Annotated in this window: 18 protein-coding genes; 8 read left to right on the plus strand and 10 right to left on the minus strand. The window is 64.0% G+C overall.

All coding sequences use genetic code 11. The annotated features are described in order from the left end of the window. The 7 genes from mraY to mraZ all read right to left on the minus strand — a co-directional run bounded on the left by mraY (position 1) and on the right by mraZ (position 8,601). Positions 1 to 1,083 carry a phospho-N-acetylmuramoyl-pentapeptide-transferase gene (gene mraY, locus RHP72_RS16985; RefSeq protein WP_003941699.1) on the minus strand — a complete coding sequence of 361 codons (1,083 nt, stop codon included), beginning with the start codon at positions 1,081 to 1,083 and terminating at the stop codon, positions 1 to 3. Beyond that, positions 1,080 to 2,639, minus strand: a complete 1,560-nt coding sequence (gene murF, locus RHP72_RS16990) for a UDP-N-acetylmuramoyl-tripeptide--D-alanyl-D-alanine ligase (protein WP_073512219.1) — start codon at positions 2,637 to 2,639, stop codon at positions 1,080 to 1,082. Before murF ends, mraY begins: the two co-directional genes overlap by 4 nt. Continuing rightward, a complete protein-coding gene (locus tag RHP72_RS16995; RefSeq protein ID WP_042921840.1) occupies positions 2,636 to 4,270 on the minus strand; it encodes a UDP-N-acetylmuramoyl-L-alanyl-D-glutamate--2,6-diaminopimelate ligase in 1,635 nt (544 codons plus the stop codon). Before RHP72_RS16995 ends, murF begins: the two co-directional genes overlap by 4 nt. 183 nt (positions 4,271 to 4,453) lie before the next feature. Further along, on the minus strand, positions 4,454 to 6,328 hold the full coding sequence (locus tag RHP72_RS17000) for a penicillin-binding protein 2 (protein WP_311093630.1): 1,875 nt from the start codon (positions 6,326 to 6,328) through the stop codon (positions 4,454 to 4,456). Further along, positions 6,325 to 6,969 carry a hypothetical protein gene (locus tag RHP72_RS17005; protein ID WP_003941715.1) on the minus strand — a complete coding sequence of 215 codons (645 nt, stop codon included), beginning with the start codon at positions 6,967 to 6,969 and terminating at the stop codon, positions 6,325 to 6,327. The genes RHP72_RS17000 and RHP72_RS17005 overlap by 4 nt, the downstream gene beginning before the upstream one ends. After that, complete coding sequence (rsmH, locus tag RHP72_RS17010; protein ID WP_007730079.1) at positions 6,966 to 7,979, minus strand: 16S rRNA (cytosine(1402)-N(4))-methyltransferase RsmH; 1,014 nt, start codon at positions 7,977 to 7,979, stop codon at positions 6,966 to 6,968. Before rsmH ends, RHP72_RS17005 begins: the two co-directional genes overlap by 4 nt. A 190-nt stretch (positions 7,980 to 8,169) precedes the next feature. Continuing rightward, on the minus strand, positions 8,170 to 8,601 hold the full coding sequence (mraZ, locus tag RHP72_RS17015) for a division/cell wall cluster transcriptional repressor MraZ (protein ID WP_003941779.1): 432 nt from the start codon (positions 8,599 to 8,601) through the stop codon (positions 8,170 to 8,172). A gap of 403 nt (positions 8,602 to 9,004) precedes the next feature. Here mraZ and RHP72_RS17020 point away from each other — a divergent pair, with 403 nt between their 5' ends. Then, a complete protein-coding gene (locus RHP72_RS17020) occupies positions 9,005 to 9,199 on the plus strand; it encodes a hypothetical protein (RefSeq protein WP_003941749.1) in 195 nt (64 codons plus the stop codon). On the opposite strand, the gene RHP72_RS17025 is transcribed toward RHP72_RS17020, so the two are convergent. Beyond that, positions 9,196 to 9,642 carry a DUF3040 domain-containing protein gene (locus RHP72_RS17025; protein WP_003941660.1) on the minus strand — a complete coding sequence of 149 codons (447 nt, stop codon included), beginning with the start codon at positions 9,640 to 9,642 and terminating at the stop codon, positions 9,196 to 9,198. The two genes, RHP72_RS17020 and RHP72_RS17025, sit on opposite strands and share 4 nt — an antisense overlap. A 237-nt stretch (positions 9,643 to 9,879) precedes the next feature. Next, positions 9,880 to 10,431 carry an SAV_6107 family HEPN domain-containing protein gene (locus RHP72_RS17030; protein ID WP_223304500.1) on the minus strand — a complete coding sequence of 184 codons (552 nt, stop codon included), beginning with the start codon at positions 10,429 to 10,431 and terminating at the stop codon, positions 9,880 to 9,882. A 147-nt stretch (positions 10,432 to 10,578) separates the two neighbouring features. On the opposite strand from RHP72_RS17030, the gene RHP72_RS17035 reads away from it, so the two are divergent. From RHP72_RS17035 to RHP72_RS17045, 3 genes are all read left to right on the plus strand, one after another. After that, positions 10,579 to 11,184 carry an N-acetyltransferase gene (locus tag RHP72_RS17035; RefSeq protein WP_073512218.1) on the plus strand — a complete coding sequence of 202 codons (606 nt, stop codon included), beginning with the start codon at positions 10,579 to 10,581 and terminating at the stop codon, positions 11,182 to 11,184. Continuing rightward, a complete protein-coding gene (locus RHP72_RS17040; protein WP_073512217.1) occupies positions 11,181 to 12,779 on the plus strand; it encodes an NAD(P)/FAD-dependent oxidoreductase in 1,599 nt (532 codons plus the stop codon). The genes RHP72_RS17035 and RHP72_RS17040 overlap by 4 nt, the downstream gene beginning before the upstream one ends. Positions 12,780 to 12,849: 70 nt before the next feature. Continuing rightward, a complete protein-coding gene (locus RHP72_RS17045) occupies positions 12,850 to 13,644 on the plus strand; it encodes an LppM family (lipo)protein (RefSeq protein WP_073512231.1) in 795 nt (264 codons plus the stop codon). A gap of 48 nt (positions 13,645 to 13,692) precedes the next feature. On the opposite strand, the gene RHP72_RS17050 is transcribed toward RHP72_RS17045, so the two are convergent. Beyond that, on the minus strand, positions 13,693 to 14,682 hold the full coding sequence (locus RHP72_RS17050; RefSeq protein WP_003941803.1) for a methylenetetrahydrofolate reductase: 990 nt from the start codon (positions 14,680 to 14,682) through the stop codon (positions 13,693 to 13,695). A 170-nt stretch (positions 14,683 to 14,852) separates the two neighbouring features. On the opposite strand from RHP72_RS17050, the gene RHP72_RS17055 reads away from it, so the two are divergent. The 4 genes from RHP72_RS17055 (at position 14,853) to RHP72_RS17070 (ending at position 20,218) form a co-directional block, all read left to right on the plus strand. Next, positions 14,853 to 15,992, plus strand: a complete 1,140-nt coding sequence (locus RHP72_RS17055; RefSeq protein WP_080712766.1) for a polyprenyl synthetase family protein — start codon at positions 14,853 to 14,855, stop codon at positions 15,990 to 15,992. A 2-nt stretch (positions 15,993 to 15,994) separates the two neighbouring features. Next, entirely contained in the window at positions 15,995 to 17,587 is a 1,593-nt protein-coding gene (gene crtI / locus RHP72_RS17060; RefSeq protein WP_073512216.1) for a phytoene desaturase family protein, read from the plus strand. A 98-nt stretch (positions 17,588 to 17,685) separates the two neighbouring features. Beyond that, entirely contained in the window at positions 17,686 to 19,263 is a 1,578-nt protein-coding gene (locus RHP72_RS17065; RefSeq protein ID WP_143173041.1) for an alpha-(1->6)-mannopyranosyltransferase A, read from the plus strand. A gap of 10 nt (positions 19,264 to 19,273) precedes the next feature. Further along, on the plus strand, positions 19,274 to 20,218 hold the full coding sequence (locus RHP72_RS17070; protein ID WP_007730072.1) for a phytoene/squalene synthase family protein: 945 nt from the start codon (positions 19,274 to 19,276) through the stop codon (positions 20,216 to 20,218). Positions 20,219 to 20,237 lie beyond the last annotated feature (19 nt).

Below are 20,237 nucleotides of genomic sequence, written 5' to 3' on the forward strand. Positions count from 1 at the left end.
TCAGCCTCCGAGCGCTGCGAGGTATTCGCTGTAGAAGAGTGCCAATCCGATAGCCGACGCAATAGCCGCCAGCAACCAGAATCTGATGATGACCGTGGTTTCAGCCCACCCGGCGAGTTCGAAGTGGTGATGGAACGGCGCCATTCGGAAGACCCGCCGTCGGCTGGACCGGAACACCGCTACCTGGATCACCACCGACGCGGCCTCCGCGACGAACAGTGCACCGATGACCACCATCAACAGTTCCGTGCTGGTGGTGATCGACAATCCGGCGAGCATGCCGCCGAGGGCAAGTGAACCAGTGTCGCCCATGAAGATCTTGGCGGGTGCGGCATTCCACCAGAGGAAACCGATGCACGCGCCGGCGCCGGCCGCGCAGAGCACCGCGAGATCGAGCGGGTCTCGGACGTCGTAGCAACCCTTACCGGGATTCGTCTCGCACGAGTAGCGGAACTGCCAGAACGTGATGATGACGTAGGCGCCGAGAACGAAACTCATCGCACCGGCGGCCAATCCGTCGAGGCCGTCGGTCAGGTTGACGGCATTGGACCAGGCGCTGACCAGTAGGTAGCAGAAGGCGATGAAGACCACGGACCCGAGTGAGACGGTGGCGATGTCGCGGACGTACGACAGATGAACACTGCCCGGAGTCAGCCCGTCGTCACCGCGGAACTGAAGGGCCAAAATTCCGAAGGCAATGGCAGCGACGAACTGGCCGACCAGCTTCGCTGTCTTGTTCAGTCCCAGATTGCGCTGCTTGCGGATCTTGATGAAGTCGTCGAGGAAACCGACTCCACCGAGCGCGGTGGTCAGACCGAGAACGAGTAGGCCGGACGCCGACGGTCCCTCCGCGTTGTCCATGCCGAGACCGATGAGGTGTGAGCCGAGATAGCCGGCCCAGATTCCGGTCAGGATCGCGACGCCGCCCATCGTGGGAGTGCCGCGCTTGGCCTGGTGACTGGCTGGACCTTCGGTTCGGATCTCCTGCCCGAAACCTTGTTTCGAGAACGCCTTGATCAGGATCGGCGTGAGCATGATGGAGACCGCCAGCGCGATGCCTGCGGCGAGAAGAATCTGGATCACTGCGAATCCCCGCCGTTCTCGCCATCGGTGTTCGCGTCACCGGTGTTGTCGCTGGGCGTTGCGGCCAGTATCGCTTCGGCGACCGTCCACAGTTCCACCGACTTGGACGCCTTCACCAGGACGAGATCGCCCGGTTCGAGTTCCGCTTCGAGAATGGCGATTGCCGCAGCTGCGTCGGGCACGACGACGGACTCGTCACCCCACGACCCCTCCATCACTGCTCCTTGATGCATCGCACGCGAGGTGCGGCCCGTCCCGACGACGATCAACTTGCTGACATCGAGTCTGACGGCCAGGCGACCGATCGCGTCGTGCTCGACAACTGATTCCGGTCCGAGCTCACCCATCTCTCCGAGCACAGCCCAGCTACGGCGACCGAAGTGCCGATCCGATCGCGCCATGGACACCAACGCTTTGAGCGCAGCGCGCATGGAATCGGGATTGGCGTTGTAACTGTCGTTGACGACGGTGACGCCGTCGGCGCGCTCGGTGACTTCCATCCGCCTCGCGGACGCTGCCTTCGTGCCCTCGAGGACACGTGCGATGTCTGCAACCGCGAGGCCGTTCTCGAGTGCGACGGCCGCCGCGGCCAGGGCGTTGCTCACGTGGTGTTCGCCGTGAACGGCCAGGCGAATACGTGCAGAACCCTGTGAACAGTTCAGTGTGAAGGAAGCCCTGGCCTGGTCGTCGACAACCACGTCGGTCGCCCGAACGTCGCAGTCTTCCGACTGACCGACGAATACGATCCGGGCCTTGGTTCGACTCGCCATTGCGGCGACCATGCGGTCGTCGGCGTTGAGGACCGCAACTCCACCGTCGGCTGCCGACGGGAGTGCTTCCACCAGTTCACCTTTGGCGACCGCGATCGCTTCACGCGAACCGAACTCACCGAGATGGGCAGTGCCCACATTGAGAACTACGCCGATCTTCGGCGGCGCGATCTTCGTCAGTTCGCCGACATGACCGACCCCACGGGCCGACATCTCGAGAACGAGGAAGCGGGTCCTCTCGTCGGCGCGGAGCACTGTCCACGGCAGACCCAATTCGTTGTTGAACGACCCGGGGGGCGCAACCACCTCGCCGCACTCGCGCAGCAGCGCTGCTATCAGATCCTTGGTCGAGGTCTTGCCGGCAGAACCGGTGACACCGACCAGCGTCAGTCCACCATCGGCCGGTGTGCCATCAGTTGCCAGTTCGTCGACCACGGCCCTGGCCAGAAGGCCGAGGGCATGCAGGACCGCGGCTCCGGACCCGTCGGTGTCGTGTTCGAGCAGCATCACTGCACTGGGACCGTCGTTCGGCACCGATGGAACGACGATTGCCGGAACTCCGACCGGTCGCGCCGCGAGCACCGCCACAGCGCCCGCTGCCACCGCCGCTTCCGCGTGATCATGACCGTCGACACGCGCTCCGGGTAGGGCGAGGAAGAGCCCACCTGGAGCTACTTTGCGCGAATCGAATTCGACGGTTCCAGTCACCTGCGTCGACGAATCGTCGACGTCGTGCAGGGTTCCTCCGACGATCTCGGCGATCCGAGAGAGCGTCATCGGGATCATTGCTTGCCTCCATGTGCTGTGTTGATCGCGAATCGGCCGATCATTTCGCCCAACACCTCGCGGTCGTCGAACGGGTGTTTGACCCCGTCGATTTCTTGACCTACTTCGTGGCCTTTGCCTGCCACCAGGACGACATCTCCTGGCTGTGCCCACCGGACTGCTTGCTCGATCGCGGCGGCCCGGTCCCCCACTTCGCGAACCTCGCCGCGTTCGGATTCGGGCACGTCCATGGCGCCTTGCATCACCGAAGCGCGAATCTTCGCCGGATCCTCGGTGCGTGGGTTGTCGTCGGTGACGATCAGCAGGTCTGCGCCTCGCGCACCCGCTTCACCCATGAGTGCCCGTTTGCCGGCGTCGCGATCCCCGCCTGCGCCGACCACCACGGCAACGCGACCGGGAACCTGGTTGCGCAGCGTGGCGATCACAGCTTCGAGCGCTGCCGGTTTGTGCGCGTAGTCGACCACGGCGAGAAAGCTCTGCCCCCGGTCGATCCGCTGAACTCGCCCGGGGACGTCCACGGTCCCGAGCGCTCGAACAGCCGCGTCCGGGTCGAGGCCCGCAGCAAAACTGACGGTCAACGCCAGTGCAGCGTTGGCCACGTTGTATCGCCCGGGGAGCCGAAGTGAGACCGGCCACGATTGTCCGTCCGGCCCGACCAACTCGAAGGTCTGCGAGCCGTCCTCGGCAACCTCGACTGCGCCGACCGTCCACTCGGCCTCGGCCGTCGAGGTCGAGACCGTGGTCACCGCGTCGCTCTCGTCGGTCGCGGCCAACTCGGCCATCCGTCGACCCCACACGTCGTCGACGCAGACGACGGCATGCTCGGCTCGCACCGTCGACTCAGGATCGAACAACCGAGCCTTGGCCTGGAAGTACTCCTCGAAGTCCCGATGGAAATCCAGGTGGTCCTGCGAAAGATTGGTGAACGCGCCGATGTCGAAGCGGATGCCGTCGACGCGTCCGAGAGCAAGAGCGTGACTGGAGACCTCCATGACGACGGTATCGATCCCCTGCTCTGCCATCACGGCGAACAGAGCATGCAGTTGCGGAGCTTCCGGCGTGGTCAGAGCGCTGGGCACCCGGCGGCCGTCGATTCGAGTCTCGATGGTCCCGACCAGGCCGGGCTTGCGGCCGGCTCCGGCAATCGCAGCTTCGAGCAAGTACGACGTCGTGGTCTTGCCCGATGTACCGGTAATGCCGACGACCTGCATCTTCTCCGAGGGCCGGCCGTAGATTTCCGCGGAGATCTCACCGAGCACATCCCGCGGGTTCGGATGAACGAGAACTGGGACGGACCGGTCAGGCGCCTTGTCCGCGGCCTCGATCAGTTCGAGGCCGGCCTCGTCGGTCAAGATCGCGGTCGCACCGCGCCCCAGAGCGTCGACGGCGAACTGAGCGCCATGGGTCCGTGCACCGGGCAGAGCGGCGAAGAGGTCATCGGTCACGATTCCCTGCGCACGCAGGTCGACGCCCTTGACGACGACCTCCGAGGACTGTGATCCCGGTTGCCCCACCCATTCGAGGCGAGCCCCGGACAGTTCGGAGAGCGCCGTGATCGCGGTAGCAACCGGTTGTGTCGGACGCGTTCCGGGAGCGCCGTCCGAGTTCGACGATTGCAAACGATTCGGCACTGTCACTCGACTCCTGGCAATTGTCGTTGTTCTATCGCGGTCGTTGTCTATGGCGGTCGTTGTCTATGGCGGTCGCAACGCAAGCAAAGTTCGGCGCACTGCGATGAATGAGGTTACTGCGACGTTTGAGATTACCGTGTCCGGGATTCACCCGAAGACCGTGTCGAAACCGACACACCGCAATCAGTCCGCCTGCAACACCAACTTGCGACCGGGGTCCGGCGACATCGGGACACTGTCACGCTGGAGCATCCACGACGCGATGTTGTGGAACAACGGTGCCGCCGACTGACCGCCGCCGCCGTCCACGCCGCGAACCGGTGCGTCGAGCATGATTCCGATCACGAATCGAGGATTGTCCGCAGGCGCGATTCCCGCGAAGGTGATCCAGTAGTTGGAGTTGGAGTAGCACTTGCACGCGGGATCCACCTGCTGCGCGGTCCCGGTCTTTCCACTGACCTGGTATCCCTCGACGCCCGCGGCAACACCGGTTCCTCGTTGGTTGCCGGTGTCTTCCTGAGTGACCGACCGGAACATGTCCCGAACAGTCGCCGCTGTCTGGGCGCTGACCACCTCGACGCCCTCGGGCTGCGGCGTCTCGGTCCGCGTGCCGGAAGAGTCGACAGTCGACTTCACGATCCGCGGAGGAATTCGCACGCCGTCGTTGGCAATGGCCTGGTACATCCCGGTCATCTGCAGGGTTGTCATCGAGAGACCCTGCCCGATCGGCAGGTTCGCGAAGGTTCCGCCGGACCACTGGTCGCGACTCGGAACGCTGCCCGCGCTCTCGCCGGGAAGTCCGACGTCGGTGCGTTGTCCGAGGCCGAACCTGTTCAGCATGTCTGCGTAGCGATCCTCGCCCACTCGCTGAGCGAGCATCAAGGTGCCGACGTTCGAGGACTTTCCGAATACACCGGTAGAGGTGTACGGGGCCACACCGTGATCCCACGCGTCCTTGACTGTGGCACCGGACATCGTGATGCTGCCCGGGACCTGCAGAACTTCGTCCGGAGTTGTCTTACCGTCCTCGATGGCCGCTGCTGCGGTGACGATCTTGTTCACCGATCCGGGCTCGAACGGCGTACTGACCGACGGATTGCCCGTTTCGGCTGTCGGCGCGTTCTTGTCGATGCCGATTGCGGGGTTGAAGGTGCTGTCGTTGGACATGGCCAACACCTGTCCCGTCTTGGAGTCCATGACCACAACCGAAGCGTTCTTTGCGCCCGACTTGTCCTTGGCGATCTGGACCTGCTGCTGAACGTAGAACTGGAGGTCCGAATCGATGGTCAGCTCGACACCCGAACCGTTGACTGCCGGTTGCTTGTCACGCCAGCTGCCGGGGATCACAGCGCCGTCGGAACCGCGGTCGTACGTTTCGGATCCATCGGTTCCGGCGAGCGTGGAGTCCATCGAATCTTCGAGACCGAGCAAACCGTGCCCGTCCCAGCCGGTCGCGCCGACGAGATTCGCGGCCAGAGAGCCACCGGGGTACTCGCGGATGTCCTGACGCTCGAGGCCGACCTCCCGGAACTTGTCCGAGATCTCGGCAGCAACCGCCGGATCCACGCTGCGCGCGAGGTACGTGAAAGTCTCGTTGCTGTTCATCTTCTGAAGCAGATCTTTTTCCGGAACGGTATCGCCGAGCTTGGCGTGGATTCCGGCGGCGATCTCGGCGAGGCGATCGCTCACTTCCGGCGCCTGCTTGTCACCCTCGGCGCCCTGCTCGATGCTCTTGGCGCGCGCTTCCTCGAGTTCCTTGCGTACCCGCACCGGCTGGAAAGTCAGCGCCTTGGCTTCCATGGTGAAGGCGAGGGGGTTTCCGTTGCGATCGGTTATCGAGCCACGTACAGCCGGATCGACCTGGGTCGTGGTTCGTTGATTGGCAGATTCCGCAGCCAGACTCGGCGCGTCGATTCCCTGAATCCACAAGAGCTGCAATGCCGCAACGGCGAGCGCACCACACATGGTGATACGACCGACTCGCTGACGAAACGGAAATGAGGCGGTGGCCGAGCGGCGCGGACGCCGACCGGGGTTGTTACGGGAGTTCTGACTCACCGACGTTCCTCAGGCGGAGCAGGCACCGCCGTCGTGGTGGCGGGTGCTGTCGTCGTGGGGATCACAGGAACCAATTGTTCACTCTGCGCGAGGTTTCGCGTGTTATTCGGAACGCTCGGCGTGGCTCCGGGAGCAACCGGCGTTGTGGTGCGCGGGGGTGTCGCAGTCGGTGCGGGCACCGATGTGGGCGCATCGAGCGGAGGCATAGCTCCGGCAGTCGCGGGAGTCGGCGTTCCGACGACCTCGACCGAACCGTCCGGATGAACTACCAGTCGTGCAGGGTCCTTGGCGGGGACCATGCCGAGAGCGCTTGCCTGATTTGCCAACTCCGGAGCCGAGTTACGCGACTGGAAGTCACGTTCGAGCGCTGCTTTCTGCTCGACCAAAGACTGGTTGTATGCACGTGCATCACTGAGTTGGTACGAATCCTCGGCAGCGCGAGTGGTCAGCAGCAGAGTCACCGCGAGACCGATGGACAGAAGTCCGATGACGGAGGCGACGAACGGCACTCTCCCCTTGAGCATCGCCCGAGGAGAGATAGACGGGCCGGCAGCAGCGACAGTTCCGGTCCGGCCTGCCGCCCGTGCGGTGCGCTTGTCGTATGCACGTTGCGCTGCACCGGATTTGCCCTGACGACTCATGCCCGCCTCCTGGAAATGCGTTCTGCGGCACGCAAACGCACCGGAGCTGATCGTGGGTTCTCTTCGATTTCCTGCTCTGACGCACGTTCTGCGCCACGGGTGAGAATGCGGAACTCCGGTCCCATACCCGGCAACTCGACCGGTAGTCCTTCAGGACTGGTGGACTTCGAGCGGGGAACCAACTCCGCCTTCACAACTCGATCCTCGAGCGACTGGTAGGACATGAACACCACTCGCCCACCGACTGCCAGTGCGTCGAGCCCGGCAGGAACGGCTGCACGAAGCGAATCCAACTCGGCATTGACTTCGATCCGCAGCGCTTGGAAGGTGCGCTTGGCCGGGTGTCCCCCCGTACGCCGCGTGGCTGCCGGGATTGTTCGGTACAGCAATTCGACCAGAGCTGCACTGGTGGTGAAGGGTTCACGCTCACGCTGCCGAAGGATCTCGGACGCAATCTTTCCCGCGAACCGTTCTTCGCCGTACGTGCTCAGAATGCGAGCAAGGTCGCCGTGACTGTAGGTGTTCAGGACCTCTGCCGCGGTCAGCCCGACCGTCTGATCCATCCGCATGTCGAGAGGAGCGTCGATCGAGTACGCAAAACCTCGGTCGGCTTCGTCCAACTGCATCGACGACACACCCAGATCGAAAAGGATCGCGTGAACCGACTCCGTCGACGGCAGACCTGCCTGTTCGAGCGCGTCCTCGATCCCGTCATACGTGGTGTGCACGAACGTCGTTCGGTCCGCGAATGGCGCCAGACGCTCGGAAGCGATCCGGAGTGCGTTGGTGTCGCGATCGAGACCGATGAGGTGAAGGCCCGGGTACTTGCCCAGGAAGAATTCGGAGTGGCCACCGAGCCCCAACGTCGCATCGATCATGTATGCGCCCGCTCCACCGTCACCGACGGCGGTGATGGCAGGGCCGAGAAGATCGTCGGCGCGGTGCAGAAGTACAGGGACGTGCGCGAAGCCATCGGCATCCGAGGGTTCGTTCACCTCGTGATCCACCATGATTGCTCCGGCTCCTACTTTCATGATTTCCGATGACTTTTCGAAAAGGTGCTGACTTTCCGAGAAGGCGATGACTGTTCGAGAAGGCGAATGCTTCGAGGTCCCTGCCCGAAGGAGAACCTGGCGCTGGGGAAGTGCGTCAGGGTCTTTCCGGGCAGAGGCCTCGCGGCATTCGCCGGGGGCTCTTCGCCTAGACGATCTCGCTGAGAGATTCGCCTGTTGCCTGCGAATAGTCCTCTTCGTTGTCTCCGAGATACCTCTCCCAGGCTGCTAGATCCCAGATCTCGAGGTAATCGACGGAGCCGGTCACTACGCATTCCTTGGACAGGTTTGCGTAACGCCGATGATCAGCCGAGAGGGTGATTCGCCCCTGGGCATCGGCGTGCTGTTCATCTGTGCCGGCGGCCAGGGCACGGACATACGCCCGAGCTGCCGGATCATTGCGTGGAGCTGCCGCTGCCTTTCGAGCAAGCTTGACGAACTCGTCCCGGGGGTAGATGGCGAGGCTGTGATCCTGACTCTTGGTGATCATCAATCCTCCTGCCAGTTCGTCTCGGAACTTTGCCGGCAACGTGAGCCGACCTTTGTCGTCGAGCTTCGGCGTGAAGGTACCGAGGAACACTCGACACCTCCTGCGAGCTTGCGCTGAAACCCTCCCTATCGAGCGGATCGTGCTTCAGCTCTCCGCCCGAACCCACAGTACCCCACTTTCCCCCACAAACAAGGAGCACATGGTCCCTATTCAGCATCATTTGCTGATAAATAGCAGGTCAGCGCAGGTGGGGAGACGTGGGGGAAATTTGTAACCGTGTCCCGCCCCACACCGCCGTCAGATCGACCCTTTACGCCACGATCTGTTGCTCCCCCACACAAAATCGCAGTACAAGCGCGGTTTTCGAATAGACGTGAGCGGGACGAGGTCTGGTCGTGCGCTGCAGTTCGACCAGGGTGGAGGAAAGTGGAGGGCCGAGTGGAGCGAAGTGGAGGAAGCCCGCGGGCATGCCCTGAGGCAGCAGGAGTGGCGAGTGATTCGCTCGCACGTCACTGATTCACTCGATGGATTGCCGGCGCACACGTACAACACCCACAGCAACGGCGTGTGGCGGTCGGCAACCTTGGTTGCCGACCGCCACACGTGTGGTCGTCCGTGCCCTGAAGAGGGCGTCACGTCCGAACTGCATCACTCTCGAAGTACGCCCGAAGAAGGGCGGGAGAGCTAGTCCTGCTCGAACCTGCGTTTGAATCGATCTTCCATCCGCGACGAGAATCCGCCGCCGGACTTCCGGCCGCGTCCCCGCCCGGATCCGCCGGCACTACCCCTACCCGGCGGACCGGAGGGATGATTGCCACCTTCGGAAGCGGAGTCGGCGGCCGGCGCAGACTTACGTCCACCACCCCAGAGGAACAACACCCCTGCGCCGAACATGAACAAGAAACCGAACAGGCTGATGATCGGAAAACCGCCCGGCTTGAGCGGGAGTGCAACCCCCGCGATCAGCAGGACCAGACCCAGCACGAATAGAGCCGCTGCTTGGAACCGCCGTCTACTCGACGGCGCCCGCATACGGCCGCCCCTCACATTGGAGGCGAACTTGGGGTCTTCGGCATAGAGAGCGCTCTCGATCTGATCGAGCATGCGCTGCTCGTGCTCGGAGAGTGGCACGGTACCTCCCCCGGCACTGGAAGTTTGGCAACCACCCCACGGTGTGAGGCGGCGGGTAATCAAGTTGGACGATTACCTGTTTTCATAATACGAGCAGTTTAGGTCTCGGACCACCAACTCCGGGTACGAGTTCCGCCACAAGCGTACGTATTCGTGCCGAAGGGCCCCGATTCGGCTCCATTTGCCTGTGCGGACCAGGAAATTCCCCGGAAACAACTGCCGACACGGACCATTTGTTCACGACGCTCGCAAATGCTCGGACGCGTCCTGACCGATGAAATCTTCGACCGCCGTGAGAAAACGGCCGACCTCGGCGAAGAATGCGTCGGAATCGGAGTCCGTGATCACGATCGACACGCCGGTTTCCACGGCCGCACGCGTAGAGGACCACCCTGCGAAGAACTTCGACCACGCTCCGAACGCGGGCGCTGCGGCGTCCATCAGAACCCACGCGTTTCCGCTTCGCTTGCGCTTCGAGCCGGCACCGGCAGGAGCTGCGGCCAACACTGCCCCGGCACCACGTAGGGCCGCCAGGTAGGCACACCGGAACCGGTCGGCAGGATCGCCCGCCCCAATCGCTTCCTCGAGAAGCGCATCCGCCTTCCGGAGCAGCCCCCACGCCACACCGGACTTTCCCACTCGAGCAGTGCGGTCGCTGGCGTCCCTCGCGCCGAAGGACCGCCTCGCCGACATCGGCAATCGAGAAATTGCGGCATCCGACGGACTCGACAACTCGGCAGGAAGAGTTCGTTGGCACTTCACACGTTCAGGCTTCACACGCTCGGACATCGGGGCACCTCCTGCACCGTGAGGATCCAAGACCAGGTGGGCCGGAGATGCCCGCTTCCCTTCGGGCATCTCCGGATCACCCACATCGAACATCTGTTCGACCTATTCAATATAACTGCACCCACCGACACGCCGTCAAGAGAAGAGGTGAGACCGGTCGACCCGCAGATCGCCTGGACACCACATACGGTCGACCTCGATCGCGCAGAATTCGCGAGTCGACTCCACGAGGCACTGGCCGTGTACGTCACCGCGATGGACTATCCGCGAGGAACCGAGTTCCATCGCGCACCGATGTGGCAGGAGCACGCGAACCGGCCTGGCTGGAAGGCAGTCGGCGCTTTGGCGGTTCCTCAGCAACCGTCACACGAAAATCTGCCGCTGGTGGGGATCGCTTACGGGTATCGCGGGAGCCCGGACCAGTGGTGGCATCAACAGGTACTGCACGGGCTTCGGCGCTCGGGTCGTCCCCAGAGCGAGATCGACACGATTCTGAGCGACTACTTCGAACTCACCGAACTCCACGTGCATCCGAACGGACAAGGTCACCGGTTGGGCGAATCGCTCTTGCGTCACCTCCTCGTCGATCGACCCGAACGCAGTGTTCTGTTGTCGACACCCGAGGTGTACGACGAGGACAACCGAGCCTGGCGGCTGTACCGTCGCCTCGGCTTTCGTGACGTGCTCCGCAGATTTCGTTTTGCCGGCGACAACCGGCCGTTCGCAGTCCTCGGCCGTGGACTCCCGCTGTGAGCGCGCTTCTCGACGCCGTCGTCGTCGGCTCCGGACACAACGCGCTCGTATCGGCCGCCTACCTCGCACGCGAGGGTTGGTCGGTCGAGGTTCTGGAGAAGGACACGGTTCTCGGCGGCGCCGTCTCGACCGTCGAGCGATTTCCCGGATACAAGGTGGACCGGGGGTCGTCGGCACACCTCATGATCCGACACAGCGGCATCATCGAGGAACTCGGACTCGGCGCGCACGGACTGCGCTACATCGACTGTGACCCGTGGGCGTTCGCGCCGCCCGCCCCGGGCACCGACGGGCCGGGCATCGTGTTTCACCGCGACCTCGACGCAACCTGCTGGTCCATCGAACGAGCATGCGGGACAAAGGACGCCGACTCCTACCGGCGATTCGTCGCGGTCTGGTCGGAGCGCAGTCGACATGTCATGAAAGCGTTTTCCGCACCGCCCACCGGATCGAACCTGATCGGTGCGTTCGGAGGTCTCGCCACCGCACGCGGCAACAGCGAACTGTCTCGGCAGTTCCTCGCGCCTGGCGACGCACTGCTCGACGAGTATTTCGACAGTGAGGCACTCAAAGCAGCGCTTGCGTGGTTCGGCGCCCAGTCCGGGCCTGCGATGTCGGAACCGGGAACCGCTCCGATGGTCGGCTTCGCGGCCCTCATGCACGTCTTGCCGCCAGGGCGAGCAGTCGGTGGAAGCGGCGCACTGAGTGCTGCGTTGGCCTCCCGGATGGCTGTCGACGGCGCCACGGTCGCGCTCGGTGACGGCGTGACGTCGATCCGTCGAAACTCGAGTCACTGGACCGCCACAACCGAGAGCGGTCGAGAAGTTCACGCTCGCAAGGTAATCGCCGGGTGCCACATCCTGACCACGCTCGACCTCCTGGGCCGAGGGGGCTTCGACCGAACCACGCTCGATCACTGGCGGCGGAAAATCAGGGTCGGCCCCGGCATCGGCGCGGTACTTCGACTGGCGACATCCGCGCTTCCGTCGTACCGCGGCGACGCCACGACACGGGAAAGTACCTCGGGATTGCAATTACTCGTCTCCGATCGCGCACACTTGCGCACTGCACACGGCGCAGCACTGGCGGGGGAACTTCCTCCTCGCCCTGCGGTTCTCGGAATGAGTTTCAGCGGAATCGATCCCACGATCGCCCCGGCCGGTCGGCATCAGGTGACACTGTGGTCGCAGTGGCAACCGTATCGCCTCAGTGGACATCGCTATTGGGCATCGGTCGCCGAGGCGGAGGCCGACCGGATCGTCGGCGAGATGGAGGCTTTCGCACCCGGGTTCGCCGATTCCGTCCTCGACCGGTTCATTCAGACCCCCCGGGACATCGAGTCGGAATTGGGGATGATCGGCGGAAATGTCATGCACGTCGAGATGTCACTCGATCAGATGATGTTGTGGCGACCGCTTCCGGAACTGTCCGGCCATCGCGTTCCGGGAGCAGACGGGTTGTATCTGACCGGAGCATCGACTCATCCCGGTGGCGGTGTGTCCGGAGCCAGCGGTCGCAGTGCGGCTCGAATCGCACTGTCGGACAGCCGCCGGGGCGCGACTCGTCGTTGGATGCGTCGTTCGAGCAGGTCGTGAAGGTCACCCGCCGAACTTCACCCGCCGACACGCCCCCGCCTCGATGACTGGCTACGCCACGGCTGGCACGATGACCACTGTGCAACAGTCCACCGATCCCGCCGCCAAGCCGACCAGTCGGAAACGTTTCCTGACGGTTGCCGCGCTCGCCCTCATGCTTGTTCCCTTGCTTGCCGGGTGCATCCGCGTGCAGGTGTCGATGGGAGTGTCCGCGAACGATCGTGTGACCGGACAGGTGGTAGCTGCCGCTATTCCGGCGAACGAGGCGGACAAGGGTCCGCAGCTGACCCCACCTTCGTCGCTGGAGGACAAGATACGGGTTCAGGAGTACAAGAAGGACGGGTACGTCGGCAGCCAGGCGTTCTTCAGCGACTTGTCCTTCGGTGACGTCGCCCAACTGGGCTCCATGTACGCCGAGGGGTCCGGGTCGTTCCAGATCACCCTCAAGCGATCCGGGGACACCGTCACGCTCGACGGCAAGGCAGACCTGAAGACGGTTCCAACTCAGGGCGCCGACGTCCAGGTCAGCATCGCCTTCCCGGCACGGGTCGGCACGACCAACGGAACACGAGACGGCGATTCCCGGGTGTCGTGGACCTTGCCCGCCGGCGAGGTGTCCACGATGCGCGCCGAGGTCAACTACGCGGACCCAAGCACCCGAAGCTTCGCCGGGTGGGCAGGAATCATGGCCGGGCTGGCGCTCGGTGTCGCGATTGTCGTCGGTGCGATGGCCTGGATGGCGCGCAATCGAGCACCGATCAAGCGCGCGCCCGCCGCGAAAGCACCGGCTATGAAGACGCCTGTCACGAAATCACCTGCCAGCAAGCAAGCTGACACCAGGAATCCGAAAAACACCACGAAGTAGCGCCTGGCGATTGCCCCCCTCGATTGGTGTCGAGCGGGGCAACCGGGATCAGACGGCTTGCGCTGTCCCGACAGAAGTGTCGGGGGTGAGACCGAGTCGCTCGAGGACCTCACTGGTGGCGCGCGCGAAGTTCAACGTGATGAAGTGCAGGCACGGAGCGCCTTCGGCGATCAACCGCTCACCCATCTCGGTGGCCAGATCGATGCCGAGTTCGCGGACCGCTGCACGGTTCTCGTCCGGACCGCTTCCGGCCGCGGCGTCGAATCGACGCTCGAGAGCGGGGGGCAATGACGAGCCCGAGAGCTCGAGCATGCGCCGCACCGAGCGTAGCGACGTCACCGGCATGATCTCCGGGATGATCGGCTTGGCGCCCTGTTCTGCGTCGTACGCACTCACCCGGTCACGAAGACGCAGGTAGTCCTCCACGTCGAAGAACATCTGAGTGATCGAGTACTCGGCGCCGGCACGCAACTTCGACACCAGGTACTTCGTGTCGTATGCCAAGTCCGGAGCGCGGTAGTGCCCCTCGGGGAACGACGCGACGCCGACGTGGAAGTCGCCCAGGTCACGGACCATCCGCACGAGTTCCTCGGCGTACTCGACGCCTTCGGGATGCTTCTTCCACTCGCCGAGCGGATCGCCGGGCGGATCGCCGCGCAATACGAGGATGTTGCTGATCCCACGATCGGCGTAGGCACCGACCATGGCGCGAAGCTCTTCGGTGCTGTGTGAGACAGCAGTCAGGTGAGCAACCGGCAGCAGGGTCGTCTCTTCGGCAAGTTCGCCGGTGACACGCACCGTACGATCGCGCGTCGAGCCACCTGCGCCGTAGGTCATCGAGACGAACGCCGGTCCGAGCCGCTCGAAGGTACGCACCGCACGCCACAGGCGCGCTTCGGCGTCCGCGTCACGCGGCGGCGAAAACTCGACCGAGAACGGAATACGGCTACCTGTCGAGGAAGCGATCCGATCGACGATCGACGGTGTTCGGGTGGCCCACCCCTCGCTGGAGCGGCCCCTGACTGGATCGAATGTCACCGGTCAAGCATATGTTTTCCAGCTGCAAACAAGCTCATCGCCCAGGACTGCGTATCCCGAATGTCAGGATCACGCAGTTCACGGCCCGACCCGCCGTTGATTCCAACCCCCACTAAGCTGGGCTCCAAGCTCGCTTCCGTGTAACCATCCGGCGCGAGAACATACCGATCTTGGAGGCCACCCTGTCCGCAGGAACCGCGCGCGTTGGACAGAGTTCGACCAACACCGCACCGCATCCGACCTCACTCGAACTGCCAGGTCTGTTCGAAGCAGCGCTCCGCGACTTCTTCGCTTCACGCCGCGAACTCGTCTCGAACATCGGCGGTGGATACGAGGAGGCCGTCAGCACCCTCGAGGCCTTCGTCCTGCGCGGAGGAAAGCGCGTCCGACCGTCGTTCGCCTGGACGGGATGGCTCGGCGCCGGAGGCGACCCGAACGGTAAGGACGCAGACGCGGTGATTCGTGCGTGCGCCGCCCTCGAACTGGTGCAGGCCTGCGCGCTCGTCCACGACGACATCATCGACGCATCCACGACCAGGCGCGGCTTCCCGACCGTTCACGTCGAATTCGAGGACCAGCACCGAGACGAGGAGTGGAGCGGCGATTCCGCGCACTTCGGCGAGGCCGTCGCCATTCTTCTCGGCGACCTGGCCTTGGCCTGGGCGGACGACATGATCCGAGAATCCGGGATCAGCCCCGAGGCGGCCGCACGAGTGAGCCCGGTCTGGTCGGCAATGCGCACCGAGGTGCTCGGTGGCCAATTCCTCGACATCAGCAATGAAGCCCGAGGCGACGAGACCGTCGAGGCAGCCATGCGGGTCAACCGCTACAAGACCGCCGCGTACACGATCGAACGCCCACTGCACCTCGGCGCCGCGCTGTTCGGTGCGGACGCCGAGTTGGTCGATGCCTACCGGACCTTCGGCACGGACATCGGTATCGCCTTCCAACTTCGCGACGACCTGCTCGGTGTCTTCGGAGATCCGTCCGTCACGGGCAAACCGTCGGGCGACGATCTCATCGCCGGTAAGCGAACTGTCCTGTTCGCGATGGCGCTTGCCCGCGCCGACGCCGCAGATCCGGCGGCAGCAGAACTGCTCCGCAACGGAATCGGCACGCAGCTGACCGACACCGAGGTCGACACTCTGCGCCAGGTGATCACCGATCTGGGCGCCGTCACCGACGTCGAAACGCAGATCGACACCCTCGTCGAGGCAGCTGCGAACGCCCTCGACTCGAGCACGGCAACGGCAGAGTCCAAGGCTCGCCTGACCGACATGGCGATCGCGGCCACGAAGCGAAGCTACTGACCGTGGCACACGTGCACCGCACTCGAACCGTCAGCTCGCCGACCGATCGAGTCGTGATCGTCGGCGCGGGACTTGCCGGACTGTCTGCGGGGTTGTATCTGCGTGGCGCCGGCCGCGACGTCACGATTCTCGAGAGCAACAGCTCGGTCGGTGGGCGAGTCGGTGTCTACCAGGGCAATGACTACAGCATCGACAACGGCGCAACGGTGCTCACGATGCCCGAACTCGTCGAAGACGCCCTTGCGGCCGTCGGCGCCGACCCAGCCTCGACAAACCCCAAATTCGTTGTGCACAAGCTCGATCCGACGTACCACGCGCGATTCGCAGACGGCACCGCTCTCGATGTCCACGCCGACCCAGAAGACATGGCTGCCGAAATCTCCCGTGTCTGCGGGCCGGAAGAAGCGCAGCGATACCGTGCGTTGCGGCGATGGCTGAACCGGATCTTCGACGCGGAATTCGACCGCTTCATGGACGCCGACTTCGATTCTCCCCTCGGACTGGTCAATTCGCGTGACGCAGTCAAAGATCTGAGCCGGCTCGTCGCACTGGGAGGATTCGGGAAACTGGGCGGGCAGGTGGATCGCAAGATCCGCGACCCTCGCCTCCGGCGGATCTTCACCTTCCAAGCGCTGTATGCGGGCGTTGCTCCGTCTCGGGCCCTCGCGGTGTACGGGGCGATCGCTCACATGGACACCTCACTCGGCGTCTACTTCCCCGAGGGCGGGATGCGCACGATCGCCGAGTCGATGGCCGACGCCTTCACCGAGGCCGGCGGAATTCTGCATCTCGGCCGCACTGTCGAACGCCTCGAGGTAAGCGATCGGCGCGTGCACACCGTTCACACACGCGACGGCGAGCGCTTCGACTGTGACGCCGCCGTCCTCACTCCCGACATGGCCGTCACGGACTCGCTCTTGCGCCCGCATACGCGATTGCGTCCGCGCCCGGTGCGTACATCGCCGTCCGCCGTCGTGATTCACGGCACTGTTTCCTCCGCGGTCGCCGACGAATGGCCCGCGCAGCGACACCACATGATCGACTTCGGCGAGGCGTGGAAGCGCACCTTCGCCGAGATCACGGCACGCCGCGGCCGCGGGCGGCTGATGAGTGATCCGTCACTGCTCGTCACCCGACCGGCGCAGACCGACCCGAGCCTGGTCTTCTCGCGAGACGGCCGGATCCGTGAACCGCTGTCAGTCCTCGCGCCGTGCCCGAATCTGGACAGTGCGCCGCTCGACTGGGAAGTTCTCGGCCCGGCCTACGTGCGTGAAATCATCCTCACGCTGCAAGAACGTGGCTATACGGGACTGGTCGAAGGGTTCGAGATCGATCACGTCGACACCCCGCAGACCTGGCTCGAGAAGGGCATGGCCGCGGGTAGCCCGTTCGCAGCGGCACACACCTTCACCCAGACGGGGCCGTTCCGACGCAAGAACCTCGCCCGCGGCTTCGACAACGTCGTTCTCGCCGGATCGGGAACCGTTCCGGGGGTGGGAGTACCGACCGTTCTGCTGTCCGGACGGCTCGCCGCCGAACGTATTACCGGTACACGCGAGCGAGCCAGCGCGGTGGGCACTCGTGCGAGCAACTAAACTAGCCCCTCGTAACCGACCATTCATCCACGATTCACCGACTCGGGCGCTGCATGCGCCGATCGACACCGATCTCCTCGGGGGAGGAACCTGCACCGATGACGTCCTCTGCCGCAGCCACTGAAAGACCGTGGCACCTAAGGGCCGCCAATTTCCTTCGGACTCCCGAAGGTCACAGTGCACTGCTCGGTTTCTTCGGCGCAGTCATGGTCACTTTCGGCGGATTCGGTGCCGGTAGCGTCCGGCGCCAAGATCCGCTGCTCGAGTCGATGCATCTGTCCTGGCTCCGTTTCGGCCACGGATCGATTCTGTCGGCGGCCATCGTCTGGATCGGTGTCCTGTGCATGATCGCCGCCTGGGTTCGACTGGGCCGCTCGACTCTGCGCGGTGACGTCTCGTTGCGCGGATTGCGCTACGTCGTCCCGGTCTGGACGTTTCCGCTGCTGTTCGCGGTGCCCATGTTCAGCCGTGACGCCTACTCCTACCTGGCGCAAGGCGCGTTGTTGCGCAACGGCTTCGACCCGTATGCCGTCGGCCCCGTCGTCAATCCGGGAATCCTGCTCGACAACGTCTCCAACGTGTGGACGACGACAACTACCCCGTACGGTCCGGTTCACCTTCTCCTTGCCGACGCCATCGTTCGGCTGACCGGTGAGAACGTCATCGCCGGCACGATGCTGTTGCGGATCACGATGCTCCCCGGACTCGCCCTGATGATGTGGGCCGTTCCCCATCTCGCGACGAAGCTCGGCGGAAACACCTCGATCGCCCTGTGGCTCGCAGTACTCAATCCCCTCGTCCTGATCCACCTGATCGGCGGCGTTCACAACGAGATGCTCATGGTCGGCCTCATGGCCGCAGGCATTGCGCTCGCTCTCGAACGCAAGCACCTCTTCGGGATCGGGCTGATCGCGCTCGCCGTCGCGATCAAGGCAACCGCAGGCGTCGCACTTCCCTTCATAGTCTGGATCTGGATGATCCACGAGCGGGAGGACGCCGCAGCCGCCGGGCGAGAACCGGCGTCACCGATCCGATCGTTCGTCAAAACGGCCGGCGCAGGTTTCGCGGTGTTCGTGGCGGTACTCGGATCCACCTCACTGATCGCCGGAGTCGGCCTCGGCTGGACGACGGCACTCTCCGGTTCGGCAAAGATCATCAACTGGCTCTCGCTGCCCACGATCGTGGCGCACATCGGAACCATGGCAACCTCCTGGTTCGCCGGCGACCATTTCAACGACATCCTCGAAGTCTCCCGGACCATCTCGGCGGTTGTGTTGATCGCGATCATCGCCGTCGTGTGGTGGCGCTACCGCAAGACCGAGCGCGACGCCGTCATGGGCATCGTGATCGTGATGGTCGCCATCGTCGTTCTGTCCCCCGCAGCACTCCCCTGGTACTACTCCTGGCCGCTGGCAGTAGCTGCCGGTTTCGCAATGTCGCCGACGACTCTCGCCGTACTGACCGGGCTGTCCACCTGGCTGATGCTGGTGTTCCAGCCGGACGGATCGATCGGCCTCTACACGTTCCCGCACGTGGCTCTGGCCATCGTCGCTGCCGTGATCGCGGCGATGTCCTTGCAGACGGAAGACCCACTGCGACTTCGTGGACGCAAACACGAGAAACCGATCGAAATGACGTCAGCCGCCTCGGCGCCCTCGACGTCAGGATCTGCGTGATCCGCGTGTCATGAACGCACTGCCTGCGTCCTATGAATTCTGCGAGGACGTGACGAGGGAACACGGCCGAACGTACTTTCTGGCCACCCGGTTGTTGCCCGTACCTCGACGCCGCGCAGTTCACGCGCTCTACGCATTTGCTCGCGTCGTCGACGACATCGTGGACGAACCCTCGGGTCCGCATGAACGAGGCACGGTGCTCGCCGACGTCGAACGTGCAGCCGTCAACGCACTCGACAACCCCACTGCGACAGGTGGCTTCCCGTCGACGGTTCCCCTCGACCTGACACGCGTACTCCCGGCCTTCGCGGATGCTGTGAAGACGTTCGACATCCCGCGCGCATATTTCGACGCCTTCTTCGAGTCCATGCGGATGGACGCCCCCGACACGGCGAAGTTTCGACCCGTTTACAACACGATGGACGAACTCAGCGAGTACATGTACGGCTCTGCCGTCGTCATCGGTTTGCAGATGCTCCCGATTCTCGGAGTGAGCGTTCCGCAGCAGGAAGCTGTAGTGCCCGCGTCGAATCTCGGTGAGGCGTTTCAGCTGACCAACTTCATCCGCGACGTCGGTGAAGACCTCGACCGGGGACGTCTGTATCTACCGGCGGGCGAGTTCGCCGCATTCGGGGTCGACATCGAGATGCTCGAGCACGGGCGCAGAACCGGAACGGTGGACGTTCGGGTCAAGCGCGCGCTGGCACACTTCATTGCCGTGACGCGGGGGAGGTATCGGTCTGCCGAATCTGGCATCCCGATGCTCGATCGGCGGGTCCAGCCGTCGATCCGCACGGCTTTCGTGTTGTACGGAGCAATTCTCGACCAGGTCGAGCGCGCCGACTTCCGGATACTGCATCGACGTGTGTCCGTTCCCGGACGCACGCGACTTCGAGTCGCTGCGCCGGGTCTGGTCCGGTCGGCAACCTACGCGGCGAAAAACCGCATGCGGTGAGTTGTCAGAAGGCCGGCAG

It is taken from the genome of Rhodococcus sp. SG20037 (genome assembly GCF_031763325.1).
Lineage (GTDB): Bacteria > Actinomycetota > Actinomycetes > Mycobacteriales > Mycobacteriaceae > Rhodococcus_F > Rhodococcus_F qingshengii.

Coding starts and splice junctions, on each gene's coding strand:
- murF (WP_073512219.1), bottom strand. CDS start 2,639: ATGATCCCGATGACGCTCTCTCGGATCGCCGAGATCGTCGGAGGAACC.
- RHP72_RS17005 (WP_003941715.1), bottom strand. CDS start 6,969: ATGAGTCGTCAGGGCAAATCCGGTGCAGCGCAACGTGCATACGACAAG.
- rsmH (WP_007730079.1), bottom strand. CDS start 7,979: ATGGTGGATCACGAGGTGAACGAACCCTCGGATGCCGATGGCTTCGCG.
- RHP72_RS17030 (WP_223304500.1), bottom strand. CDS start 10,431: ATGTCCGAGCGTGTGAAGCCTGAACGTGTGAAGTGCCAACGAACTCTT.
- RHP72_RS17045 (WP_073512231.1), top strand. CDS start 12,850: ATGACCACTGTGCAACAGTCCACCGATCCCGCCGCCAAGCCGACCAGT.
- RHP72_RS17065 (WP_143173041.1), top strand. CDS start 17,686: ATGACGTCCTCTGCCGCAGCCACTGAAAGACCGTGGCACCTAAGGGCC.
- RHP72_RS17070 (WP_007730072.1), top strand. CDS start 19,274: ATGAACGCACTGCCTGCGTCCTATGAATTCTGCGAGGACGTGACGAGG.